The 22,427-nt window shown below is 68.3% G+C and carries 15 protein-coding genes and 4 pseudogenes; 11 read left to right on the top strand and 8 right to left on the bottom strand.

The window, feature by feature from the left end; genetic code table 11:
• Positions 1-684 precede the first annotated feature (684 nt).
• The 5 genes and pseudogenes from ACWC94_RS32000 to ACWC94_RS31980 form a co-directional block, all read left to right on the top strand.
• Entirely contained in the window at positions 685-978 is a 294-nt protein-coding gene (locus ACWC94_RS32000; protein ID WP_450800774.1) for a YciI family protein, read from the top strand.
• A gap of 530 nt (positions 979-1,508) precedes the next feature.
• Entirely contained in the window at positions 1,509-2,606 is a 1,098-nt protein-coding gene (locus ACWC94_RS31995) for an NAD(P)/FAD-dependent oxidoreductase (RefSeq protein WP_450800773.1), read from the top strand.
• On the top strand, positions 2,603-3,493 hold the full coding sequence (locus tag ACWC94_RS31990) for an RNA polymerase sigma-70 factor (protein ID WP_450800772.1): 891 nt from the start codon (positions 2,603-2,605) through the stop codon (positions 3,491-3,493). The genes ACWC94_RS31995 and ACWC94_RS31990 overlap by 4 nt, the downstream gene beginning before the upstream one ends.
• A 269-nt stretch (positions 3,494-3,762) precedes the next feature.
• Positions 3,763-4,887 carry an MFS transporter gene (locus ACWC94_RS31985; RefSeq protein WP_450800771.1) on the top strand — a complete coding sequence of 375 codons (1,125 nt, stop codon included), beginning with the start codon at positions 3,763-3,765 and terminating at the stop codon, positions 4,885-4,887.
• 298 nt (positions 4,888-5,185) lie between these two features.
• Positions 5,186-5,434, top strand: a pseudogene (locus ACWC94_RS31980) (IS5/IS1182 family transposase); the annotation flags it as partial.
• A 198-nt stretch (positions 5,435-5,632) separates the two neighbouring features.
• Here the strand turns inward: ACWC94_RS31980 and ACWC94_RS31975 are convergent.
• A complete protein-coding gene (locus ACWC94_RS31975) occupies positions 5,633-6,310 on the bottom strand; it encodes a macro domain-containing protein (RefSeq protein WP_450800770.1) in 678 nt (225 codons plus the stop codon).
• 112 nt (positions 6,311-6,422) lie between these two features.
• On the opposite strand from ACWC94_RS31975, the gene ACWC94_RS31970 reads away from it, so the two are divergent.
• The 4 genes and pseudogenes from ACWC94_RS31970 to ACWC94_RS31955 all read left to right on the top strand — a co-directional run.
• Positions 6,423-8,039: an ADP-ribosyltransferase domain-containing protein gene (locus ACWC94_RS31970; RefSeq protein WP_450800769.1), complete on the top strand. Its 1,617-nt coding sequence runs from the start codon at positions 6,423-6,425 to the stop codon at positions 8,037-8,039.
• 164 nt (positions 8,040-8,203) lie between these two features.
• A pseudogene (locus ACWC94_RS31965) lies at positions 8,204-8,383 on the top strand (helix-turn-helix domain-containing protein); the annotation flags it as partial.
• Between the two features lie 380 nt (positions 8,384-8,763).
• A complete protein-coding gene (locus tag ACWC94_RS31960; RefSeq protein WP_450800768.1) occupies positions 8,764-9,498 on the top strand; it encodes a dienelactone hydrolase family protein in 735 nt (244 codons plus the stop codon).
• Between the two features lie 109 nt (positions 9,499-9,607).
• Positions 9,608-10,141 (top strand): annotated as a pseudogene (locus tag ACWC94_RS31955) (nucleotidyltransferase family protein); the annotation flags it as partial.
• A gap of 288 nt (positions 10,142-10,429) precedes the next feature.
• Here the strand turns inward: ACWC94_RS31955 and ACWC94_RS31950 are convergent.
• The 3 genes and pseudogenes from ACWC94_RS31950 to ACWC94_RS31940 form a co-directional block, all read right to left on the bottom strand.
• On the bottom strand, positions 10,430-10,975 hold the full coding sequence (locus ACWC94_RS31950; protein WP_450800767.1) for a hypothetical protein: 546 nt from the start codon (positions 10,973-10,975) through the stop codon (positions 10,430-10,432).
• 25 nt (positions 10,976-11,000) lie between these two features.
• A pseudogene (locus ACWC94_RS31945) lies at positions 11,001-11,141 on the bottom strand (IS630 family transposase); the annotation flags it as partial.
• Between the two features lie 158 nt (positions 11,142-11,299).
• Positions 11,300-12,097 carry a helix-turn-helix transcriptional regulator gene (locus ACWC94_RS31940; protein WP_450800766.1) on the bottom strand — a complete coding sequence of 266 codons (798 nt, stop codon included), beginning with the start codon at positions 12,095-12,097 and terminating at the stop codon, positions 11,300-11,302.
• 149 nt (positions 12,098-12,246) lie between these two features.
• Here ACWC94_RS31940 and ACWC94_RS31935 point away from each other — a divergent pair, with 149 nt between their 5' ends.
• Positions 12,247-12,984 (top strand): SDR family oxidoreductase, encoded by a 738-nt coding sequence (locus ACWC94_RS31935; protein WP_450800789.1) that lies wholly within the window; start codon positions 12,247-12,249, stop codon positions 12,982-12,984.
• A 351-nt stretch (positions 12,985-13,335) separates the two neighbouring features.
• Here ACWC94_RS31935 and ACWC94_RS31930 read toward each other — a convergent pair whose 3' ends face one another.
• Positions 13,336-15,810, bottom strand: a complete 2,475-nt coding sequence (locus ACWC94_RS31930) for a helix-turn-helix domain-containing protein (protein ID WP_450800764.1) — start codon at positions 15,808-15,810, stop codon at positions 13,336-13,338.
• Positions 15,811-16,382: 572 nt separating this feature from the next.
• Positions 16,383-16,526 (bottom strand): hypothetical protein, encoded by a 144-nt coding sequence (locus ACWC94_RS31925; protein WP_450800763.1) that lies wholly within the window; start codon positions 16,524-16,526, stop codon positions 16,383-16,385.
• Between the two features lie 1,717 nt (positions 16,527-18,243).
• On the opposite strand from ACWC94_RS31925, the gene ACWC94_RS31920 reads away from it, so the two are divergent.
• A complete protein-coding gene (locus tag ACWC94_RS31920) occupies positions 18,244-19,065 on the top strand; it encodes a hypothetical protein (protein ID WP_450800762.1) in 822 nt (273 codons plus the stop codon).
• 192 nt (positions 19,066-19,257) lie between these two features.
• On the opposite strand, the gene ACWC94_RS31915 is transcribed toward ACWC94_RS31920, so the two are convergent.
• On the bottom strand, positions 19,258-19,953 hold the full coding sequence (locus ACWC94_RS31915; protein ID WP_450800761.1) for a glycerophosphodiester phosphodiesterase: 696 nt from the start codon (positions 19,951-19,953) through the stop codon (positions 19,258-19,260).
• A gap of 167 nt (positions 19,954-20,120) precedes the next feature.
• Complete coding sequence (locus ACWC94_RS31910) at positions 20,121-20,780, bottom strand: hypothetical protein (protein ID WP_450800760.1); 660 nt, start codon at positions 20,778-20,780, stop codon at positions 20,121-20,123.
• Positions 20,781-22,427 lie beyond the last annotated feature (1,647 nt).

Below are 22,427 nucleotides of genomic sequence, written 5' to 3'. Positions count from 1 at the left end.
GACCAGGAGACGTTCACTATCGTCGTCCTGAGGAAGGACGTGGGCATGGCACTGGTGAAGAAGGGGTCGCGCCGCATCACCGTCGACGGCACCACCTACCGATGGAGGCTCCGGGGAAGGCCGACCTACGGCCAGGGACTGGTCTGGTCGTCCCTCACCTATGCAGTCGAGCACGCTGAGACTCCTGGCACCACACTGGTGATCACCACCAACCAGCCGCACACAAGCAATTGGTTCGGGGCGCAGGCCAACCCTGTCCGCGCCCGCCGACCTCGCTGCCAGCATTCGCACCGCCCGCCGCAACGGATGGACACCCGAGAGTCCCGGTTCTCCATTCCAGCTCGACCAGCGGGAGGGCTTCGTCTTCCCACACTGACATGCCTCACCTCGAAGGACTCGCCGAGCATGTGATCGGTGAGTCCTTCTGCTTTCCACTCACCACCCTTCCCCAGTCGCTTCACTTCGCGAACTATGACCTGGCGGGATCCCAACCGCTCCTCATCCAGGGTGCGTTGTTACGTGCTCTGCGCCTGCTCCTGCGGACCAACGAAGTCTGCGGGACTGTCGAAGGAGGTGTCGATCCCGCTCACCTGGCGACTCCGATCAACGGTTCGTTGACCCATAGCGGACCCGGATCACGGGATGGGACCACAGGCTCCTTGGTGTTGCGCTACGGTCCAGGGCATGTTCGTTGTCACAGTGACCTATACGGCGCCGTTGACCGATGTGGACCGGTGGAGACCGGCGCACGGCGACTGGCTGAGTGATCTCATCTCACGACGGCAGCTTCTCGTGGCCGGGCGTCAGGTGCCCTTGACCGGCGGTGTCTACCTCGCCCCTGCGATGCCAGCCGAAGAACTCGACCGCATCCTCGCCACCGATCCCTATGTCGTCCAGGGCGTGGCTGCGCATTCTGTGGTGGAGTTCACTCCGCTGCTGGTCGCGACCGGCCTGGAGGACCTCAAGTCCCAGCAGTGAGGCCGGCTTCCCCGCCAGCTAGTGCGCTGACCGGCAAAGTTCGCCGGGTGAGTGGTGGCCGGTTCTGCGTAGGGGTGGTGGCTGGTTCCGAGTGTGGATCAGGCGAACCAGCTTTCGCGGGCGGCGCTCAAGCCGTCTGCTGGTGGGTCGGGGAGTAGGTCGAAGAACTTGTGGTGGGCGCCCTTGTGGGTGCGCACCACACCCAGAGAGTGTCGTCGGCGAGGCTGTGGCCACTGTGGAAGTAGCCGTGACAGGGCGGATGGCCAGCGGCCCGAACTGGTCATCGGCCGCGAGCCGCTGCGACGGACCGTCCGGGCTCGCCGCCGCCCGTGCGGGCGCGTACCGGCTCGGCCATCGCGGGCAGGCTTCTCCCCGAAGCAGAGGGTAGAGACCTCCGCCTCACCGAGATCACCACACCTCCACCCGTTCCGTTTCAGTGAGGCAGTGATGCAGATCACTCGGCTCGTCCGTCACAGGCCAGACGGGGGCTGCATCTCGTGTGTGAGCTGATTCCACAACAGGAGGCACACATGAAGGTCGTGGTGGTGGGCGCCGGCTACGCCGGGACGATCGCGGCGAATCGGCTGGCCAAGAAGGTGAAGGCAGCAGAGATCACGGTGATCAATCCCCGTCCGGACTTCGTCGAGCGGGTGCGGCTGCACGAGCAGATCGCCGGGACCGGCGCAGCGGCGACCCCACTGACGTCGATGCTGCGCGAAGGGGTCGCCACACGGTTGGACACCGTCGACAAGATCAGCGACGGAGAGGTCGCCCTCGGTGACGGGTCGCGTCTCGACTTCGACTACCTGTTCCTTGCGGTGGGCAGCACCGTCGCACCGCTGCCGGGCACCGTTCCCGTGGGGATCTGGGAGGGCGCGGAGCGGGCACGAACCGCGCTGGCCGGGCTGCCCGGCGGGGCGGCGGTCACCGTCATCGGCGGCGGGCTCACGGGCATCGAGACGGCAGCCGAGGTCGCCTACGGCCGCCCCGACCTGCGCGTGCGGCTCGTGGGGCAAACGATCGCCGCGAGCCTGTCGGCCGGGGCGCAGAAGCGTGTGCGCACCGGCCTGGAGCGCTTGAACGTGGAGATCGTGGAGGGCTCCGTCGCGCAGATCGCCCCAGGCGCCGGGGAGGGAGGGGGCGACGCGGTGCGTCTCCACTCGGGCCCGCAGTTCACCTCCGACCTCACACTCTGGGCGATCATCGGGAGCGTGCCCGACCTGGCCGCCCGCAGCGGGTTGGAGGTGGATGCCGACGGGCGTGCCGTGGTCGACGAGTATCTGCGCAGCGTGACCGACCCGCGGATCTTCGTCGTCGGTGACTGCGCGGCGGTCCCCGGCGCACGAGCGGCCTGTGCGACGGCCATGCCTCAAGGCGCGCACGCAGCCGATACGCTGGCGTGCATGATCGAAGGCCGTAAGCCCAAGCCGTACTCCATGGGGTACACCGGACAGGGAGTGAGCCTGGGACGGCGCGACGGGCTGCTCCAGGCCTCCCGCAGGGACGACAGCGTGCGGCGGCTCTACTTCGCCGGGCGCACCGCCGCTTACGGCAAGGAACGCATCTGCCGTTTCGCGCAGTTCGGTGCCCGCACCGCCACCTACGCCTGGTTGCCGGCACCGAGGTGAGCGAACAGCCGGACTTCGAGGACGAGTTCACCGCGCACCGGGCCCTGCTGTTCTCGATCGCCTACGAGATCCTCGGATCGGTGGCCGACGCGGAAGACGTGCTGCAGGAGACGTACCTGCGGTGGCGGTCGGTGAGCCACACCTCGGTGGAGAACCCGCGGGCCTACCTCGCGAAGATCGTCACCCGGCAGGCGCTCGGCGTCCTGCGGTCGGCTGTCCGGCGCAGGGAGCAGTACGTGGGGCCATGGCTGCCCGAGCCGTTGGTGACCGACGCTGTCGGCGACGCACCCGACAGCATCGGCCATGTGCTCACCGGCGAAGCCGTCACCACCGCGATGCTGCTGGTGCTGGACGCCCTCACCCCGACCCAGCGTGCGGTTTTCGTATTGCGGGAAGTGTTCGCCTTCGACTACCCGGAGATCGCCGCCGCGGTGGGAAAGTCCGAGGCCGCGGTAAGGCAGCTGAACCAACGCGCCCGCAACAGTGTGCGTGCGAAACGGCACACCGCGGTGGCCACCCCCGCACAGGCACGACCGATCGCCGAACGGTTCCTGGCGGCGGCCGCCACCGGCGACATCCAGGGTCTGATGGATGTGCTCGCACCCGACGTGGTGTTCCTGGGCGACGGCGGCGGCGTCGTGACGACGGCGCTGCGCCCCGTGGTCGGGCCCGACAAGGTGGCCAGGCTGGTCCTCGGCCTCCTGGCCAAGGGCGCTCGCATGGGCGAACTCGACATCCGCCTCGGCACCTACAACGGGATGCCGTCCGTCGCGGTCCTCATCAACGGTGTACTCGATCAGGTGACCTCGATCGAGGTGTGCGGCAGTGCCGTAACGGCCGTCTACTGCGTCCGCAATCCGGAGAAGCTCACCGCCGTCAAGGTCTGAACCCCTGTTCCTGCCAGCAGCGTGTCGGCTCAACGATTTACGGAGGTGTTTTCGAACCCGATTGAATGGACGACCCTGAAGGCCATGCCTGATCCTTCGGGCGTCTCCTGGCACGGCGGTGAATTCGGTTGCGGCGGGGCCGGTGAGCCCGGTGAGGTACCTCTATGGACGATGCCACGGAGCCGGTGCGACGAGCGAGGACTGCAGGAGTCCGTAGGTTCGCGACACGACCGGTTTCATGGCACAGGTCGGCGGTGCTCGGAGCCCTGATGCTGGCGGCCTTCACCTTCAACACCGCGGAGAACCTGCCGATCGGTCTCTTGGGGCTCATCTCCGAGAGCCTGCGGGTATCTCTGCCAGCGGTTGGCCTCCTGGTCACCGGCTATGGCGTGACGGTGGCCGTTTCGTCTCTGCCGCTCGCCCACGTCATGCGGGCCGTCCCCCGACGTCATGTGCTCACGGGACTACTGACCGGGCTGGTCGTGTCCAGTCTGGTTGCGGCGCTGGCGACCTCGTACTGGTTGCTCCTCGCGGCCCGGCTGATGACCGCGCTTGCCCAGGCCCTGTTCTGGGCCGTGATGGGGCCGGTGGCGGTGGGCCTGTTCTCGCCCGAGGTCCGCGGGCGCGTGGTCGGGGCGCTGTCCGTCGCGGGTTCGCTCGCTCTCGTGCTCGGTGTTCCCGCCGGGACCTGGCTGGGCAGGCGGAACGGCTGGCAGGTGCCGGTCGCCATGCTGGCCGGTCTGGGGCTGGTCTCTCTGGTGACGATCGCCGTTCTGCTGCCCACCTCGCGGCCGGAAGAAGAGCATGCCGCCTACGGAACGAGTCCCGACGCCCGCCGGTTCGGGATCGTGCTGGCGGCCGGGACACTGTCGGCTACTGGGGCGTTCGCGGGATTTACCTACAGCGTGAAGTTTCTGGGCGACGTGAGCGGGTTCTCCGCAGGCATGATCAGCGGTCTGTTCGTAGCCTTCGGTGTGGCGTGTCTGGCCGGGGTGAGCGTCACCGGGGCGTTGCTGGACCGCTGCCCGCACGCCGCGCTGAGCACTTCCGTGGTCACGCAGGCGGTGGGCATGCTCGGCCTGTACGCGGTCGGCACGCATCCGGTGGCGGCGGTGGTGTTCCTGGTGCTGATGGGCGGTGCCCTCGGGCCGGTGTTCATGACCACCCAGAACGCGATGCTGCACTGTGCACCGGGCCGTACGGATATCGCACTCGCGGCGAACTCCGGTTCCTACAACGCCGGCATCGCGGCGGGCGCCGCGCTCGGAGGACTGGTGCTGCCGCTTGCCGGGGTGCGGGGCGCCTTTCTCGTCGGGGGGTTGCTGACCGCCGGGGCTTGCGCTGTGCTGCTCGGCGGGCGATTGCTCCCTAACGGCCTGGAGCCAGCCGAGTAGAGCCGTCCGCACAGGTTCGGTGGGAGAGTTGGTTGCGGGCCCCGGTCGGGGCCGCGTTGCCGACCGTGAACGTGAGACCGAGACCGGTCACTCCGTGGGCCTCGCGGGATGTGGGCTGTCCGCGACCTCGAGAGGTCCGTCGGGTGACGCTCCTGGTCATGTACGACAAAACCCGCTGGCGCCCTTCGGGCGGCTGACCCCCTTGAGGATGCGGTCAAGGTGGGCTTTCATCCAGGTCACAAGCTGTCCGGCGTAGTCGGAGCCGGCCCAGACGGTGGTGGTGTCGGGGTGCATAAGAGTGCTGCGTGACGGCGCCTGTCCCAACTGCGAGATGGCGGCGCCGCATCGCAAATGGTCCGGGCGGGAGTTACTGAAGGGCGAGGAGGACAACAACGCCGAGCACCGCAGGTTCCGTGCCCGCGTGGAGCATTCCATCGGCCAGATGAAGAACTGCAAGATCCTCCGCGACTGCCGGCAGCGCGGCGACGGCCTTGGTCACGCTGTCCAGGCCGTCGCCCACATGCACAACCTCGCCCTCGCGTCATGAGCAGACGACCCCGTTCACGGGATCTGACCTGCCCGATCGCAGCCTTGTACAACACCCGTTAGGCAGCAGCGAAACGACTCGGGCATCCGATGACCCCATAGCTCCCGCCTCACCGTCACCAAAGGCAAGTAGCCGGTGCGGCAGACCGACGACCGCACGCACCCTTCTGGTGGTAGCGGACGGCTACACCGGTCACGTTCATCGATGGGATGACGCCCGGTTGGGCGGCGCTATGCGTACCCGGGTTTCGGCGGGGGCGCTTTCGATGTCGTCGAGTTGGGCGGTGATCGTGTTGCGCAGGTCGTCGTAGTCGTCGAAGCAGTAGTCGTTGAACAGCGTGTAGCCCGTCCACATCAGGTTGGCGCACACGCGTGCCGGTACCCGGCCGGTCTGGGCGCCCATGCCGACCAGTGCCACCGACGTGATGCTGCCGGGTGCTCCGTTGTTCTGGCGGTGGATCGCCTGGAACGCGGCGGCGCACGCCAGGGCCACGTTGAGCGTCTCGCTCACGTTCTGCGAGGACTGTTCCATCGTCGGCGTCGAGATCAGGAACTTCGGGTTGGTCGCCCCGGACGGAACGCACACCGCACTCCCCACCGGGAGCCTTCCGTCGAACTGGTCGCGGATCGCCCGCTGTACGCGCAGTTGGATCCCCGCGCCCAGATGCCGCTTGATGACGGCGTCGACCCCGCCGTTCATCAGGCCCCGCGAGTTGGTCGGGCTGACCCAGGCGTCGACTGTCTCATCGAGGATCGACCCCTTGCGGATCTCGATCCCGGGAGTGTCGGCGAACGCCGCTCGCCACGCCTGCACCACCCCGGCGTTGATGTCGGTCAAGACCACCTTGAGCGGCGGCTGCACGCGGTTCACTGTCATCTTCCACACTCCCGTCGGATAGGGGCCTTCCAGCGATCAAGACGCTACAGGGACCCACTGACAACGCAGTTGGGAGATCGCGTTGTCGTACCCCGCTGCTAGCCTCCCGGCCATGATCAATGCCAACGCCTCTGTCCAGCCCGACCCGAACGACCCGCTCGCCCTCGCCGAACTGTTCAAGGACGGCGGTGAACCGTGGCTCCCGCTGCTGAGGCCGGTCATCGAGGCGCAGCCGAACGCCGCCTCCTTCATCGGCCCGGACCGGGGTCCGGATGTGGTTCCCGTCCGCGAACTGACCTTCCAGGCGCTCAAGCCCAACCCGCCCCACAAGTGGAAGGTCGTCATCTTCGGGCAGAACCCGTACCCGCGGCCGGAGAGCGCCACCGGCATCGCCATGTTCGACAACACCTTCCACGACTGGAAGGACAGCCAGTTCGGCAGGGTCGTCAGCATCCGCTGCATCATCAAGGCGGCGGCGATGTGGAAGTACGGCATCCCCAAGAAGACGCCGATCGCCGACATCCGCGCGCTGCTGAAGAAGCAGGACACCGTCCAGCCGCCGGAATGGTTCCAGGCGATGCTCACGCAGGGCGTGCTGCTGCTGAACGCAGCCCTCACCGCCAGTAGCGACGGGCCGAGGGGGGCCGACCCGCACACCGGGTTCTGGCGTCCGGTCGCCGAGCGGATCGTCGAGGAGATACTCAAGGCCAAGCAGAACGCCGACGAGGAGGACCGCGGCGTCGTCTTCGCGTGGTGGGGGGCACACGCCCGCAGTCTGAAGCAGGTCGTCCTCCGGCTCCAGAAGAAGTACCCCGAGGTCGACGTCCGGCACATCGACCACTGCAACCCCGCCGCGCAGGGCGACATCTTCTGCGACGGCGACCACTTCGACATGGTGAATGACGCCCTCGCGTCGGTGGGTGCCGAAGCGGTCGACTGGCTGCCGAGCCGAGGGTGGGACAGGCTCGCGGCGGGGGCCGGCGGGACGGACAGCGACGTCGCCGAGCGCATGGGCGCGTTCATCACGTCCACCATGGAGCTGCACCAGCTGTACCTGGAGCGGCTTTCCAGCGTCAAGGACGAAGGCCTCGTCCTTGACGCGATCACCGGCGTGTCCGACACCCCGCTCATGGACTTCCGAGACGCCGTCAGCCCCGTCACCAAGCTGCTGCGCGGTCTCGACCGGCACGTCCAGCGGTCGCACGAGTTCGGCAAGCTGCGGGCGGACGAAGGCACCGGGCGCCTGTCCGCCGACGCCGTCGCCGCCCTCTACCTCTACACCTGCGAGTCCGCGTTCTACCGGGAGATCAACGCCATCCTGCGCAACCCGGACCGGTCGAAGGTCGTTCCGTACCTCCCCTATCTGCGGCTGCTGTTCTCAGCGGTGTCGGGGCTTCCCGTCCGCAAGGAGCCGCTGTGGCGCGGAGTGCCGCTGGACCTGCGGGCGCAGTACCCGGTGGGGCGGACCGTAACCTGGTGGGGCGTGTCCTCATGCACGTCCGAGGTCGGCGTGGCACGGGCGTTCCTCGGCAGTCGCGGCAAGCGGACGCTCTTCGAGGTGCAGCCCGCACGGGCCGTGGGCATCCGCAACTTCTCCGCGTTCACAGGCGAGGAGGAGTTCATCCTCCTGCCGGGCACGCAGCTCGAGGTGGTGGATGTGAAGACCGCGCGCGGCGGTCTGTGCACCGTGAAGCTCACCGAGTCGGAAGAGCAGCCCCTCGTGTCCTGAGCAGGCGTGAACGTACCGGAGTGAAAGCCTGGAGTTCAGCCAGGACCGCGCGTCCAAGGTAGCTCCGGCGACCGTCAGTTGGAGGAAGCAGCCGAGGCCGTCAACGTCGAACGAAGTGTTCAAGAGGTGCTCAAACTGCTCGATCTACGGGCAGGGACATGGCGCTGGTGACCGCCTCGCGCCGCGAGGGAGCGGATACGACCCGCCGAGGCTGGCCCTGGAGCCTTCCCCAGGAGGACCGCGTTCTGCCGTTCGCGACCTCCTGGCGCACCAACGTGACGCTGCGCCAGCTGGCGCCGCTGTTCGGAATCTCGAAGTCTTCGGCCGACCGCATCACCAACCACCCGGTCGTCATCGACGCCGGACATCGGCTGGTCGTCGCAGTTGGCCAGGCGATCCCGCACCGCCGCGACCCAGGCCGGCATCCCGGATACGGGCAGCGCGTCAACCGGCCCCTGGCTTCTGCGGTGTTGACCGAGATCATTCTCACGAACAGCCTGTGGCCGGGAGGCTGGCATCCGCTTCGTTCCGTGGGCTACGTTGTGCAGTCATGACTACCGGGATGGCATTGCGCCACACACGGATTGGTGACCCGGTGCTCTTCTGAGCGCCGTACGGGCCGGTGTTGGCCCGCTGTTGGATCGAGGATTTTGCGCTGCTGCGCGGGCTCCGCCTCCGTCGTGTTGATCACAGGCTCGACACTTCAACCACGACAGGAGCATTCATGCCCACCAAGATGCTGCAGATTCCCACCGCGGACGGCCAGGCCGACGCGTTCGCCGCCTTCCCCGAAGGTGGCGGGCGGCAGCCGGGGGTGCTGATGTACGCGGACGGCTTCGGGATCCGGCCCGTGCTGCGGCAGATGGCCCGCGAACTGGCCGGGCACGGGTACTACGTGCTCGTCCCCAACCTCTTCTACCGGCACGGCCCGGCACCGGTGATCGAGCTTCCCGAGCACATTGGAGATGACGTCCGGCCTGCGGTCTTCGCCCAGCTGATGCCGATGATCGAGGCGCACACCACAGAACGTGTCCTGAGCGACGCCGATGCCTATCTCAAGTTCCTCACCGCTCAGCCGCAGGTCAGCGGCGGACCGGTCGCGGTGACCGGTTACTGCATCGGCGGCCTCCTGGCGACGCGCACCGCCGCGGCCCACCCTGGCCAGGTAGCCGCCCTCGCCGCATTCCACGGTCCGGTGGGAGTCGACGGACCCGACAGCCTCTCGAAGCTCACCGCCGAGGTCCACTTCGGCCACGCCGAGAGCGACTTGACGCCCCAGGCCCTCGGTGAGCTCAACCGGGCCCTGGACGCGGCGGGTGTCGGCTACACCTCCGAGATCTACCCCGGCACCGTCCACGGCTTCACCATGTCCGACACCGATGCCTTCCACCCCGCCGCACTGCAGCTTCACTGGGACCGCCTACTGCCCCTTCTCCGTCGCACACTGACCAAGAGCTGAGATCCGGCCCGAAGGTCAAGCCTGGAGGGCGGGCGACGCCCGCTCTCCACCGAGAGGTCCTTGCGGCAGAGCTGGCCCGTCCGCGGGCGAGCTGTGGTAGGCAGGGTTGATGATCAGCCGACTCCCTCTCGACCAGCAACTCGAGTCCCTTCGCGTGATGCTGTCCCGTAACGACATGTTGACGGAGGTCCTGTCGCGGGCGGCGACGCTGGAGCTGCCCGGGTGGTATGTGACGGCCGGCTGCTTGTTCCAGACCGTGTGGAACGTCGTCACGGGCAGGCTCCCGACGAACGGCATCAAGGACTACGACCTCTTCTACTTCGACAGCGGCGACCTGTCGTGGGAGGCCGAAGACACGGTGATCAGGGCCGGTCGGAAAGTCCTCGCCGGCCTGCCCGTGGAGGTGGAGATCCGCAACGAAGCGGGGGTCCACCTCTGGTACCAGGACAAGTTCGGTGTCCCGTGTCCGCCGTATGACTCCACTGAGGCGGCGATCGACAGTTTCGCCGCGACGACCTGCTGCCTCGGAATACGTGTGGAGGCGGACGGCCGGTGGCGCGTGTATGCGCCGCACGGCCTGTCGGACGTGTTCAACCTCGTTGTCCGTCCGAACCCGATGCTCGCTCCACGGGCGGTTTATGAGAGGCCGCACAATAGGCGAGGCCGTCCGCAGGACCTCGATCGCCCGCTTGAGCTGGGCGTTCTGCTTGCGCAGCGTGGCGAGCTCGGTACGGTCGTCGGGGTGAGCCGGTCGTCGTCGCACTCGTCGGCGTCGGTGTCGACCGGCCGGATCCCCACGCAGGGCCCGCCGGTCAGCGGTCCCGCCAAGAGGTCACGGGGCCCTTGAACCGCACCCCTTGACGCACCACCACGGCTCCGCCGGGCCATCCACAACAGCGAGTCACGTCATGCCCAGCCCAGAAGCAGGCGTTCAGGATCGACGGTAGCTGTCGACCGGGCCGCCCCAGCCGCCGGGAGGTCCGTCAAAGTCGATCACGAGCGAGGAGCCGTCCGGGTCCACCTTCAGGTGACCGAGACCGCGCCCGCCGTCCTTGCCGCCCTGGCACGTGTAGGTGATGGTCGCGGATTCCCGGCCGTCCTTCTTCGTCGGCACGAAGGTGCCCGTGCACGAGAGCTTCGCGCCCTTGGCCGTGGCCTTGCCGTCCTTGATGACGAGCGTGTCCAGCGTTGAGTCGTCGGGGGTAGCGATGTATTTCCAGGTGCCGGCCGCCCGCTCAAGGAGCGTGCCATGAGACGGCGCCGACCCGGCAGGCTTCTTCGCCACGCCAGCGGTGGCACTTGCCGTGCCGTGTGCCGTCTTCCCACCCGCGCTCTTGCCACCGCACCCGGCGGCCATCGCAGCCACGGCGAGCGTCGCGGCCGCTATCCATCGCGCCTTGCGCACACCAACATCCGTTCTCTCTTCGCGTCTACAACGCCGGTAAACGTAACAGGTGCCTGCGGGCGAGCCGATCATGCTCCTTATTGGCTTCGGCTCGCCGAGGTGACGCTGGGGCGTCGAGGGTCAGGCCGGTGCCGGTCATGAAGCCGTCGAGAGTGCCGGGCCGATACTGGAGGCGCTTGAGCCAGTTGCGTACGAGGGCTTCGAGTCGGTCGAGAGCGAGCACGGCGAGGTGAGCACGGCGAGGTTGGCCAGGCTGCGTTTGGCCTGCGCCCCCCTCGACGGTGTTGAGGCGGTCCCAGACCAGCGCGATCGGCGCTTTGACGAACCGGTGGCTCGGACCACGGGCGGCCAGAGCCCGCATACCGCCCTCCCGCCCAAGCCGGGGGTACATGACGCTCAGTCAGCCGGTGCTCCGCTGGAGTAGATCACCAGTGTTTGTTCGGGCTGTTCGGCCAGGTGAAAGGCGGTGTAGGCGTAGTTGACCACCCCGTGTCCCGGGCGTCGTAGCCGCTTTCGTCCGCTGTGCCGGGCCTGTACGTCGTATTGCGGCCACCAGGCGCGCACTTCGGGGCTGCCCGCGTTCAGCTCGTCGATCAGTCGGCTGTATCGAGGGTCGCCGGGGTGGCGTCCGGCCAGTGTCCTCAGTCGGGCGAGCAGAGCGCGTGCCTCGAGCTCCCAGTCGACCAGAACGGTACGGGCTGCGGGTTCGAGGAACACCCAGCGGGCGAAGTTCGCCGGCCGGTCCACCGCCGCGGTGAGGTGTGGGAAGAGCTCGTCGGCCGCCGGGTTGTAGCTGAGTACGTCGTAGTTGCCGCCGATGATGTATGCCGGATGCGGCTGGAGCAGGAGCGGGACGGCTGCCGCCTCGGCGGCGAGCGGCTCGGGTTCCTCGGTTTCGGCCGCAACCGCGTGCCCGGCGAGCTGAAGGAGATGACCGCGCTCGTACCGGTCGAGTTGCAGCGCCGAGGCGAGGGCGTTGAGTACGTGGTCCGAGGCGCGGATGTCCCGGCCCTGCTCGAGGTACGTGTACCAGGTGGCGCTGATCCCGGCGAGCAGCGCGAGTTCTTCCCGGCGCAGGCCCGGGGTCCGTCGTCGGCCCGTGTGGGGCAGTCCGACCTGGTCAGGGGTGATCCGCTCTCTGCGGCTGCGGAGGAAGGCGCCCAGCTCACGGCGCTGATTCGGCTGTGTATGCATGGTGGATGGCATCTCTGGTTCCAGAATAAACACATTCTGGATACCAGGCTAACGGCCTCGCAGACTGGGCCCGAGTGGGAGGTGCAGCTCTCACCGGTGATCTGTAGGTCACCGGCCACCGAGTAATACGGAAGGAAGAGGCGGACATGGTGTCGGGAATCGACGGCAAGGTCGTGGCGATCACGGGAGCCAGCAGCGGCATCGGCGAGGCGACCGCGCTCCTGCTGGCCGAGCGAGGCGCGCGGCTCGTCCTGGGTGCGCGCCGGTCCGAGCGCCTCGCGGAGCTGGTGGCGCGGATCGAGAAGTCGGGTGGTACGGCCGTGCAGACCCGCACGGACGTGACGCGACGGGACGACCTGCACGCCCTGGTCGCCCTGGCCGGCGAGCGATTCGGCCGGCTCGACGTGCTGGTCAGCAACGCGGGGGCCGGCACCATCTCGCCTCTGGACGACCTGAGGGTCGACGAGTGGGACGAGATGGTCGACGTCAACGTGAAGGGTGTGCTGCACGGAATCGGCGCAGCGTTGCCGGTCTTCCGAGCCCAGGGCGCAGGCCACTTCGTCACCATCGCCTCTACGGCCGCATTTCGCATCGTGCCGACCATGGCGGTCTACGCCGGCACGAAGTTCGCGGCCCGCGCCATCTGCGAAGGCCTGCGCCAGGAGGCCGGTGATTCTCTGCGGGTGACCTGCGTCTCGCCCGGCGCGGTGGGGACCGACTTCGCCGAGGCATCAACGAATCCGCAGGTACGAGCACAGATCACGGAGATGCGGGACCGGATCGCGATCCCGCCTGAGGCGATCGCCCAAGCCATCGCGTTCGCCATCGAGCAGCCTGCAACCGTCGACGTGAACGAGATCGTCGTTCGGCCCACCGCCCAGAGCTGACCCGCTCGAGTTCGAGGCGGTCACGAGTCGGTTGCGTCAGAGACCGAGACGCTGGACAGTTGTTGGGGCGGTCCGTCGTCGGAGTGGACCAGGGCCCCAGGGTGGATGCCATAGCCCCGCGTCGCGCACCTCGGGGGAGGCCCAGCGACCTGCTCAGCAAGAGCGCTGGTTGCTCAACGTTGGGGAGCCGTCGGTAGTGGTGGTCGAGTCCGAGGTGCGGGAGCGGTTGCTTTGCCCCTGGATGTGACGGGTTTCGGCGCCGCTTGCACCACAGGCTGGCGTGCTTGTCACAGGGGTCCGTGGTCGGCATCAACGGCTATGTCGGTGGGCCGGGTTGGGGCACTCTTGCGGTCACCAGGGCGGGGTGGGCCGGCCGTCGGGGTCCAGTCCGTACGGCCACATGCTGAAGACATCCTTACCGGTTCCGCCCCATGGCTTTCCGGCGTCAAGGGCTCGCTTCACGACGGTCTCGGCACCTGTGTGGTCGCCCGAATGCTCAAGGAGCAGGAACAACTCGACGAGAGCCTGAGGGTGACCTGCCTCGTCGGCCCGGAGGAGTGCTTGTTGTGCTCCCTTCAGATCGCCCTGTGCACGGCGGACACGGGCGATCTCGAAGAAGGCGGTAGGCGCGCCCTTGGCGGCTTCATTGCCGAGGAGTTCGTCGGCGGCTGTGCTCTTTCCGGTGGCGCGCCGGAAACGGGCGAGTTCGACCATGGCAAAGGGATCGCCTTCTTCAGCGGCACGGATGATGAATGGGTCGGGGTCGCTGGGTGTGGGGGCTGTTGGCGGGGAGAGCTTGGGTGCTGGCGCGGGGCCCGAGGGGGTTGTACGGGGCTGCTGGTGGACCCGGTTCCTGCGAAGGAGCTCGTGCCGGCGGTGTAGGCGAAGCTGTTCGGCAGCGTTCGCGTTGCCTGCGTTGGCCGCCTTGACGAGGATCTGTTCTGCGCCTGCGCTGTCTCCCGCCTCGCGCCGGAGCACGGCGAGTCTGACGACGGCGTGCTCCGCGCCGGCGTCGGCGGCTCGGGTCAGAAACGACTCAGCGCCATCCAAGTCACCTTTACGCCAACGGATTTCGGCGGCCTCTGCCCGTGCATGTGGGTCGCCGGACTCAATGAGCTCGAACAGGAGGTCTTCCGCACCTTGCAGGTCTTTGACGCGCAAGCGAACGGCCACTAGTTCGAACAGTGCGCTCTGGCTCCCGCTCGCGATGGCGTCCCGGAGCCGCTTTTCCACGTCGTCCCAGTCGCCCGCACGTATGCGGTACTCCGGCAGGCGCCGGGACGCATCGGCGGCATCCACCCGCTGGTAGAGGTGATAGGCCCATTGCAGGCGGTGCCGTCTCTCCGCGGCGTGACCGAGGGCCGCGAGGTCCTGGGAATCGGTGAGGTGCTGGCGCGCGGCCTGCCAGAAGGAGGCCGGCGGACGCATGTGGCGCCGTTCCGCTCGTCCCTGCTGCTCGAGATAGTCCGCGAGCCGGTAGACGATGGCCTGCGCGGAGGGAGCCTGCACAGGAGCCCCGGGGACGCGGCGAGCGGGGCGTGGACGGGTACGACGCAGGGGAGCGAGGTGGCCGTGAACAGGTTCCGCCAGTTCAGCCAGCGCCTTCTCGGCCCAGTCCACGGGGAGTGCGTCGTGTTCACGGTCGCTGAGATAGTCGATGCAGGCATCCGTGAGGAACACCAGCGGCATATGGGGGCCGACGCCGAGCCGACGCGCGTCCATCGCCGCGTGAAGGACCGCGCGGGCCGGAGCGCTGGCCGTGCGGTAACGGCGCAGAAGCTCTGGTGCTCCGGCCAGATCCTGTGTGACCCGCCCCTCTTCGGCCCGTTCCAGAGCAGCGGCGAGTATCTGGTCACCGGCTGACGCGAGTTCGCGGGCAGCATCCTGCGCTGCGTCATCGAAAGCTTCGGGGACGGCGACGGTCCGTCCCGTCAGCAACGCACGGACCTGCGCGTACTGGTCTTCTTCTCCCGGCCTCGGAAGGGCGGTGTAGCGCCGGTCGAACTCGGGCCAGAGGGTCCCCAGGACCAGGACCGGCGCAGCCTCCGAACTGGTGAGCAGGGAGCGCACCGCTGCGGCGATGTCCGGGCCGTGCCGGGGGTCGCCCAGAGAGTGCTGGGCGTCGTTCAGCCACACCACTGTGTGCGGCCCCACCCGGCGGAGGTCGGCGAGAGCCGCCTCGGCCCGAGTGGGATCGAAGGGGTGCCACAACCGCCACCCGTGCTCGGCGAGCGGCTGGATGGCCTCCCAGCACGCCCTGGTTTTGCCGGTGGAGGACGATCCGACCAGCACCGCCATGCCACTGCGTCCCTCGACCGCAGCCCTCACCGTCCGGGCGAGCACCTCGTCGTGGGCGCGCCGCACGTACCCGGGCAGCCGAGACCCGTCCCGTTCGTCGGGCAGGGGGTTCGCCGGCTCTCCCGTGCCGCCTGCCGGAGCTGCGGGATGGACTTCCAGGTCGTAGGGATCGCATGCGCAGATCGGACGCCCGAGGCCGTCTCCCGTGCCGGACGAGGACGACTCCCCGCCGTCCTCCAGTTCGGCTGCCGCTCGCGTCCGCAGGTCCAGCAACACGTCGGCGTTCAGCTTCAGAACCTTCGCCAGCGCCGCCACCGTCACCGCCGACGGCACCAGGTCGGCGGCTCGCAGTGCCTGGCTCACCGTCGTACGCCCCAGCCCCGCACGCCGGGCGAGCCGAGTCTGATCAAGCCCCGCCTTCGCCACCCCCTGCTCCAGCAGCCCCTGCAACTCGGCGAGCGCCGTCCCGCTTCCCCCACTCACCCGGCAAAGCCCCAACTTTCCCGTCACGTGTTCGACGGTGTTCATCATCGTTCACCCGAGCCCCGGCGAACGCGTCACCCACCAGATTTTCAGCCAGCGCACCGCACACCCGGTGCCACCGTCATCAAGGAGGAACCGCAACCGTGACCAACCACCTGGCCCTCATCCTGTTCACCGTCCTGTGCACCCTCGTGCTCGCCCTCACAGCAGCGGCCGCGACCGGCTACCTGGCCCGCCGTGACGGCGCCCCCTATCCCGGTCGTCATCACCCGGGCCGCGGCCGCTTTCGCTGCCACACTGACACTGGCGGCGGGCCTGGTGACGGCGGCCGCAGCGGTCAGCGGCTGACCACCGCGGCAGGGAGCGCCAGGGGGGCACGGCTCCGGGCGTACCGGTTTGCGTCAGACCGGGGCGCTGCCCCGACGAGGGAGCGGACCTGACGGCTCGTAGGCCGAGCCGCAGCGGCCTGCGGTTCTCGGCATTACAGCGCCTGTCGGTCACATACGGCAGGGCGGCGTGGCGCTGGTCGACCACCGGGCCCGAACAGAGACCGCCATGACGGCGAGGACGGGGTCGCGGCCGCCTGCGCGGCACTGGAGAACGACCACACAGCCGCCTCAGGTCCGTGCGGCAAGCGCGTCCAGGACCGTCTCGTGCGCCGGGTCCACCGCGATGTCCAGGCCGATCAGCTCCTCCCCGGGAATGGTGGTGAAGGTGAAGAACGAGCAGCAGCCGTTCTCACACGCCACCAGGTCCCGCACCAGCTCCTCGATGCCCGGCCCACCGGTCAGCAGGCGCAGCCGGAGCGGCCCGGGCCGCGAGAACGAGGTCAGCAGCGTCTTCGTGGGTGTCGGGGGTGCCGTTCGGGGTGGTCAGTGCGGGAACTTGGGCCGGTGGGTGGCCGGTTACCGTATGCGGGGCGGCGGTGGTGGAGACGGCTGGTCACTGCCTCGGCTCGCCGCACTGGATACTCGGTCTGTCACATGATCGGTTCGCGGCTCGGCGGTTGCCGTGCCGCGCCAACCTCGGAAGGCAGATTCCAGCGTGTTTCAGGAAACCCCGATCTTCAACCGCCTTGTCGCGGAGCGCGGTGATGTGCCGGCCCAGGCTCGTGGTGAAGCCGACCGCGTACGCCGCGAGCTGGCGCGGGTCTTGCCCTCAGCTCCCTGGCCTGCCGCCCACCCCCTGCGGCAGCAGCCGCAGTTGCCTGGCGGCGTCTCTTCCCTTGTCCTGTGACGTTCAGGGAAGGTCACACTCAAGACGGGCCCTGGAACGTCGTCGACGGGGCCACCGTGTGGAGCCGGTTCAGCCGGTTCTCTTCGTCTCCTTTCCCTAGGGCGGTGTGCTCCGTTTGTACTGGTGGCGGTGACCGGCTGGTGAAGGCGGCGCGGGGGGTGGTCGTGGGTGGTCCAGGCGCGTAGCGCGTCGCCGGGCGGCTGAGGTTCGCTCGTATGCGTGTCTCCAACCCCCCACATTCTTTGGAGAGTTCATGCGTAGCGCTGTCTTCGGCCTGCCCGCCGTTGCTCTGTTTCTGGCCACCGTCTCACTGCCGGCTCGGCTCGCGTGGACCCTCCGGCGGCCCCCCGTTGGCGTCGACCGCCCGCAGCGAGCTGGCCGCGACTCCGCATTCGGTGGACGATTACGCCCGCGACAGGTTCGGTCCCTGGTCCTCCCAGCCGGACGGCTGCACCACCCGCCGGGCGTGCTCGCCCGCGACGGCAAGAACGTCGAGGACAAGCCGAACGGCTGTCAGCCGGCCTCCGTCTGTCAGCCCGCCTCCGGCTCCTGATACTCGGTCTACGACGACAAGACGATCACCGGCGCAAACGCTTCGGCAACGACCTCGAAGACCCTCAACTGCTCCTTGCGTCGGAGTCTGCCAACTCCTCGAGGCCGGACAGCGAGCCGGCTGAGTGGAAGCGCACCGACCGTGCCTTCCGGTGCGCCTACGCCGAGGACTCCACCCACATCGAGTTCGTCTGGAAGCTGACTACCACCCCTGGTGCCTGTTTCCCTTCCTCTGTTGTCAGCTGTCGGTTTGGTGCGGAGCGGTGAAGGCGATCGGCCGTGCGGGGTGCTCGGCGGTGGCCATGCCAGCGGGGCCACAGGGCTCCGATGTCTTGTCCGATACCGCATCGCCGAGTTGCAAGCCGGTGGACGGTGGCGCTGCCCCGAGAGCGTGCCGCGGCGGCTCGAGATGTGGCAGGAACGAAGAGGAACCGCACGTGCTCGTTGTACCCCGCTCTGCCCTCACGCGTCATGCCCGGACGCGCCTTCGCGGTCTCACGGCGGGAATGGTCGTGACGGGGATGTCCCTGGCACTCGTGCCGCTCCTGGCCGGCCCCGCCGCAGCACAGGGCTGTGTGCAGACGGGCAACCAGGTGGTGTGCACCTTCGACTACACCGGCGCGGCCCAGACATTCACCGTCCCCAGCGGGGTGACACAGGTGTCCGTGGACGCCCGCGGGGCTTCCGGAGGTGCCGGGGCCCGGCGATGTCAATCCGGGCGGCGCCGGGGGTGCGGGTGCCGAGGTCACCGGGAACCTGACTGTCACGCCGGGCCAGACGCTGCAGGTCAACGTCGGCGGCCAGGGCGGCGGCGGAGCGACCCCCACCACCCCGGGCGCGCCCGGAAACGGGGGAGTCGGCGTCAACTTCAACGGCGACAACGGCCAATCCGGTGTGCTCGGCACAGGTGGGACCGGCGGCAACGCGTCAATCAATGCCGGTGGCGGGGGCGGTGGCGGTGGCGGCGCCACCGCCGACGTAGCGTTCTCAGGGGGCGGCGGTGGCGGCGGCGGATCGAGCGCCGGTCCGGTCGGCAGCACCTTCACCACCGGCGCGAACACCGCAAACGGCCACGTCACCATCACCTATTCGATGTCCGGTGGGTGCACCCGCACCATCGGCTACTGGTCGGACCACGCGGCTGCGACGACGGCTCTGCTCCCGATCACGCTCGGCATTCCGGGTGGCTCGGACAGCATCGTGGTAACCACTTTCGCCCAGGCGTCGAAATACCTCCCCCCGAACTTCAACGGCAACGCCAGCAACGGCATCAACCAGCTGTACGCACAGCTTCTCGCCGCCAAGCTCAACATCAAGAACGGAGCGAACCCGTCCGCAGTGGCCGGCACCATCAGCGGTGCAGACGCCTTTCTCGCGACTCACGGCGCCAACGACTGGTCCACGCTGACCGCTGCTCAGAGGGCCACGGTCCGCCGGCGGGCCACCACTCCCGACGACTACAACCAGGGAGTCACCGGGCCGGGACACTGCGACGACAGCAGCACCTACTAAAACTCGGCAACGGGTGAAGCGCCTTTGAGGCAACGCCGGCATTTCGCTGTCAGGGCGTCGGCCAAAACGGGGCAGTCAGTCAGATAGCAGCCGTGGCAGAGACCTCGACTCAAGGTCTGGCGTCGAACGTCGGGCGATGACCTGGGCGGACGTAACGGTTCCGGCGTCATATGTGCGTCTGGACGTCTGAGGTCAGGCCGTGGCCTCGACCAGCCGCTTCATGCCGGGCTGGTCGGTCACGCAGCCCACCAGGCCGAGCGCCCGGGCCAGCGCCAGGTCGCGCTCGTCGTTGACGGTCCAGGCCATCACGTCGATGCCGGCGGCGCCGCACTTTTCCACGATGGCCTGGTTCAGCTGGCGCAGCTCCACGCTGACCAGGGTGGCACCGACCTTCTGCGCGCGGCCGACGAAGGTGTCGCGGTGCGCGCTGGGGCCTGCCACCAGCACGGTGCGGGCCTGCGGCAGCAGGTTGTGGATCTCGATCAGCGCCGTGTCGTGGAACGACAGCACCGAGACCCGGTCCAGCAGGTCCCGGTCGGCAAGCACCTTGGCCAGCGACTGGGCGGCGGCCACGTCCTTGATCTCCGCCTGGATCGGCAACGTAGGCCCGACGGCGTCCAGCACCTCCCCGAACGTGGGGATCCGCTCGCCGAGGCCGGCGTCGAGCTTCTTGAGCTCCCGCAACTCCTGGTCGGCGATCGGACCTGAGCCGTCCGTCGTGCGGTCCAGGGTCTCGTCGTGCATGACGACCAGCTCGCCGTCCTTGCTCAGGTACAGGTCCAGCTCGATGCCGTCCAGCCCCTCGCGTTCGGCCCGCAGGAAGGAACGCAGGGTGTTCTCCGGCTCGGCGGCCATGACACCGCGGTGGCCGATGGTGAAGAAGGACACTCGGTTGCCGTCCTTGGGTGTGGTCGTCCGGGGCAGCCGCACGAGCGCCGTGCCCCGCCGGCCGGCGGGGGATCCCCCGCCGGAGCACTCAGCATAGTGGCCCCTCTGGCCGCGCGCCCGGCCTGCCTTGGACCAGGGACAACTGCGATGCTCAGGTCGGAACAGCTCTACGGCGTCATGGGGGCGCGGACCTCATCGCGGATGGTCGCTGTCTTGGCGGCGAGGGCCGCAAGGTCGAATTCGGCAGGAGGCTTGTCGAGGTCCACGGTCTGGTTCACGTCGACAACGGCCGATCCGTCAGCCCAGGAACAGTCCGGTAGCCAGGTCGTTCCGAACTCATCGACCTTCCGGACGATCCGGCAGGAGACGGCCTCCGAGGAGCCTCGGGGGATGATCGTACGGGGACCGATGATCACGGTAGAGCGCACGTCCGTGGCAATGGTCCGACTGTCGATGATCTTCAGGAACTCGTCGCGGGCCGTGACCGGGCTGAGCACGGTTCCATACACCCCGATCACCGCCAGCACGGGCCCCGACGTCTCCGACTTTCGGTCGGCGGGCTGATAGGCGGCGAACGCCGAGATGCCGTTCTCGATCTGGCCGGAGAGCATCGACGCGATGTTCGGATCGGGCCTGGCGTGATCCGACTCCGTAAAGGTGCCCTTCAGTACCGCCTTGGGCATCTTCAACTGGTAGGGCCTTGAAGGGGCGTCCGCGTGTACCGGGCCGTTCGTCGATGGGCCTCCGCTCTTCCCGCTGCCGCCACAGCCGGCCAGCGTCACCGTGGCCAGAGCCGCAACCACCGCTGCCTTGAGATGTCGCTTCACGTATTTCCCCCACCACGGACAGCCCAACTTGATCACTTTGCCATGGGGTGGCCCCGGAAGGACAGGAGAGATTCGAGGCCGAACGGGACAGGGCCAAGTAGGTCCCGCGCCCGGCGCTGCGCGTCAGCTCGCGCTTGCGGGACGCCACGCTTCGCGAGTCAGTCCCGTGTCTGATCACCGCTCGTGACGGCGGGCCCCTGGTTCGGCGTCTGGCCGAGGCTTCGTGCAACGCCAGGCGAAGCGGTACCGGGCAGCCGCTGAGCGCGATCGTGTCTGAGGCGCTGCCCCAGCGCGGGTGGCGGTCGCTGGGAACGGGCACACTCAGAGGAGTTGCCTGAAGACGTTACGCATACTTACGGCTACTTCGGGGCGACCCTGTGCGGCATACGGCACGACAGCCTGACCGGCTCCCCGTACCCATGGACGGGAGCCCTGTCAGACGCCGACTTCACGCCACTCGGCCGGGCGCCAGCAGCAGGTCACCCCCGACGCAAAGCCCAGCTCCTGCGGTAGGTGCTCCCATGAGCTCGGGCTAGGGAGGGCGGGTGTCTCAGTCGACGGGCCGTGGTCAGCACTGCTCCAAGCGGGCCACGTGGCCGCGCACGACGGCGGCGGCCTCGTCGCCTATCCGAGTGCCTTACGGACGTCCCGTGAGCGAGACACGCGCGGTGGGGGGTATGTCGTTTCGCGTGACGTGACCTTGGGACCCGTGAGGAGATCAGCTATGTACGCAGTGGTTCGGCGGTACGAAGGGGTGACCGATCCTGCCGAGGCAGGACGCCGAGTGGACGAGGGGTTCGTGCCTCTCCTGCGCCAAGTCCCCGGGTTCGTGGCCTACTACTGGGTTGACTCCGGGGAGGGAGTGATGGTCTCCACCAGTGTCTTCGAAGACCAAGCCGGGGCGGAAGAGTCGATCAAGAGCGCGGCCGACTTCGTACGAGACAACCTTGCGTCATTGCTCCCCAACCCTCCTCAGGTCATGGCCGGCCGGGTCGTGGCTACTGGATAGCCACCTGGCGGTATGGCGCTGCTTCTCACGTACCACCATGCCGACGACCTGGCCTTTTACGGAACTCCGGACAGTGAGTCCCTGCCGCGTGTGAGCGGATCTCGTCGGCGTGCTGCGCGGCCTGCACGACGTCGCCTCAGTCCTTCGCGGCGGTGAACTGCTTCCAGCTGGCGGCGCACACCTTGCAGCCCGGCGCCGGAGCACAGTCGAGCAACCACGCGTTCCCGCCGGCAGTTCGATGGGCGTACCTGGGTGGACTTGTGCCTCGCGGCCCTGGGATGCTCCCCGACTCGTGTGGCTCTGGCGACGGACGCCAGAGAGGCGAGCGCTGGCGGGTCCACGAAGTTGCACGCGGTTGCACGGTCGGGTCGGTGCGGGCACCTTGACCACGCGTGATGACGGCGGAAGGCTCAGGGCGTGCAACCGGCCGCAACCGGCTCGACTGAGGGAGGGGCAATGCGGCTGCGGTTCGTCGGCAAGATCCGGGGTCCGGAGGTCACGGCTGCCCGGCAGTGTGGGGGGACGACGAGACGAAGGATCTGGTCATCCAAGGCGTGAACGCCGACGCCGAGACTCTGGCCATGACTACTCAGGACAGCCCGCTTCCGGACTACGAGGGCGTGATCCGGCTGTTGCAG

This window comes from Streptomyces sp. NPDC001135 (assembly GCF_053598395.1).
Note: the sequence above shows the minus strand (reverse complement) of the source record. Positions and strands in the feature narration are given on the sequence as shown.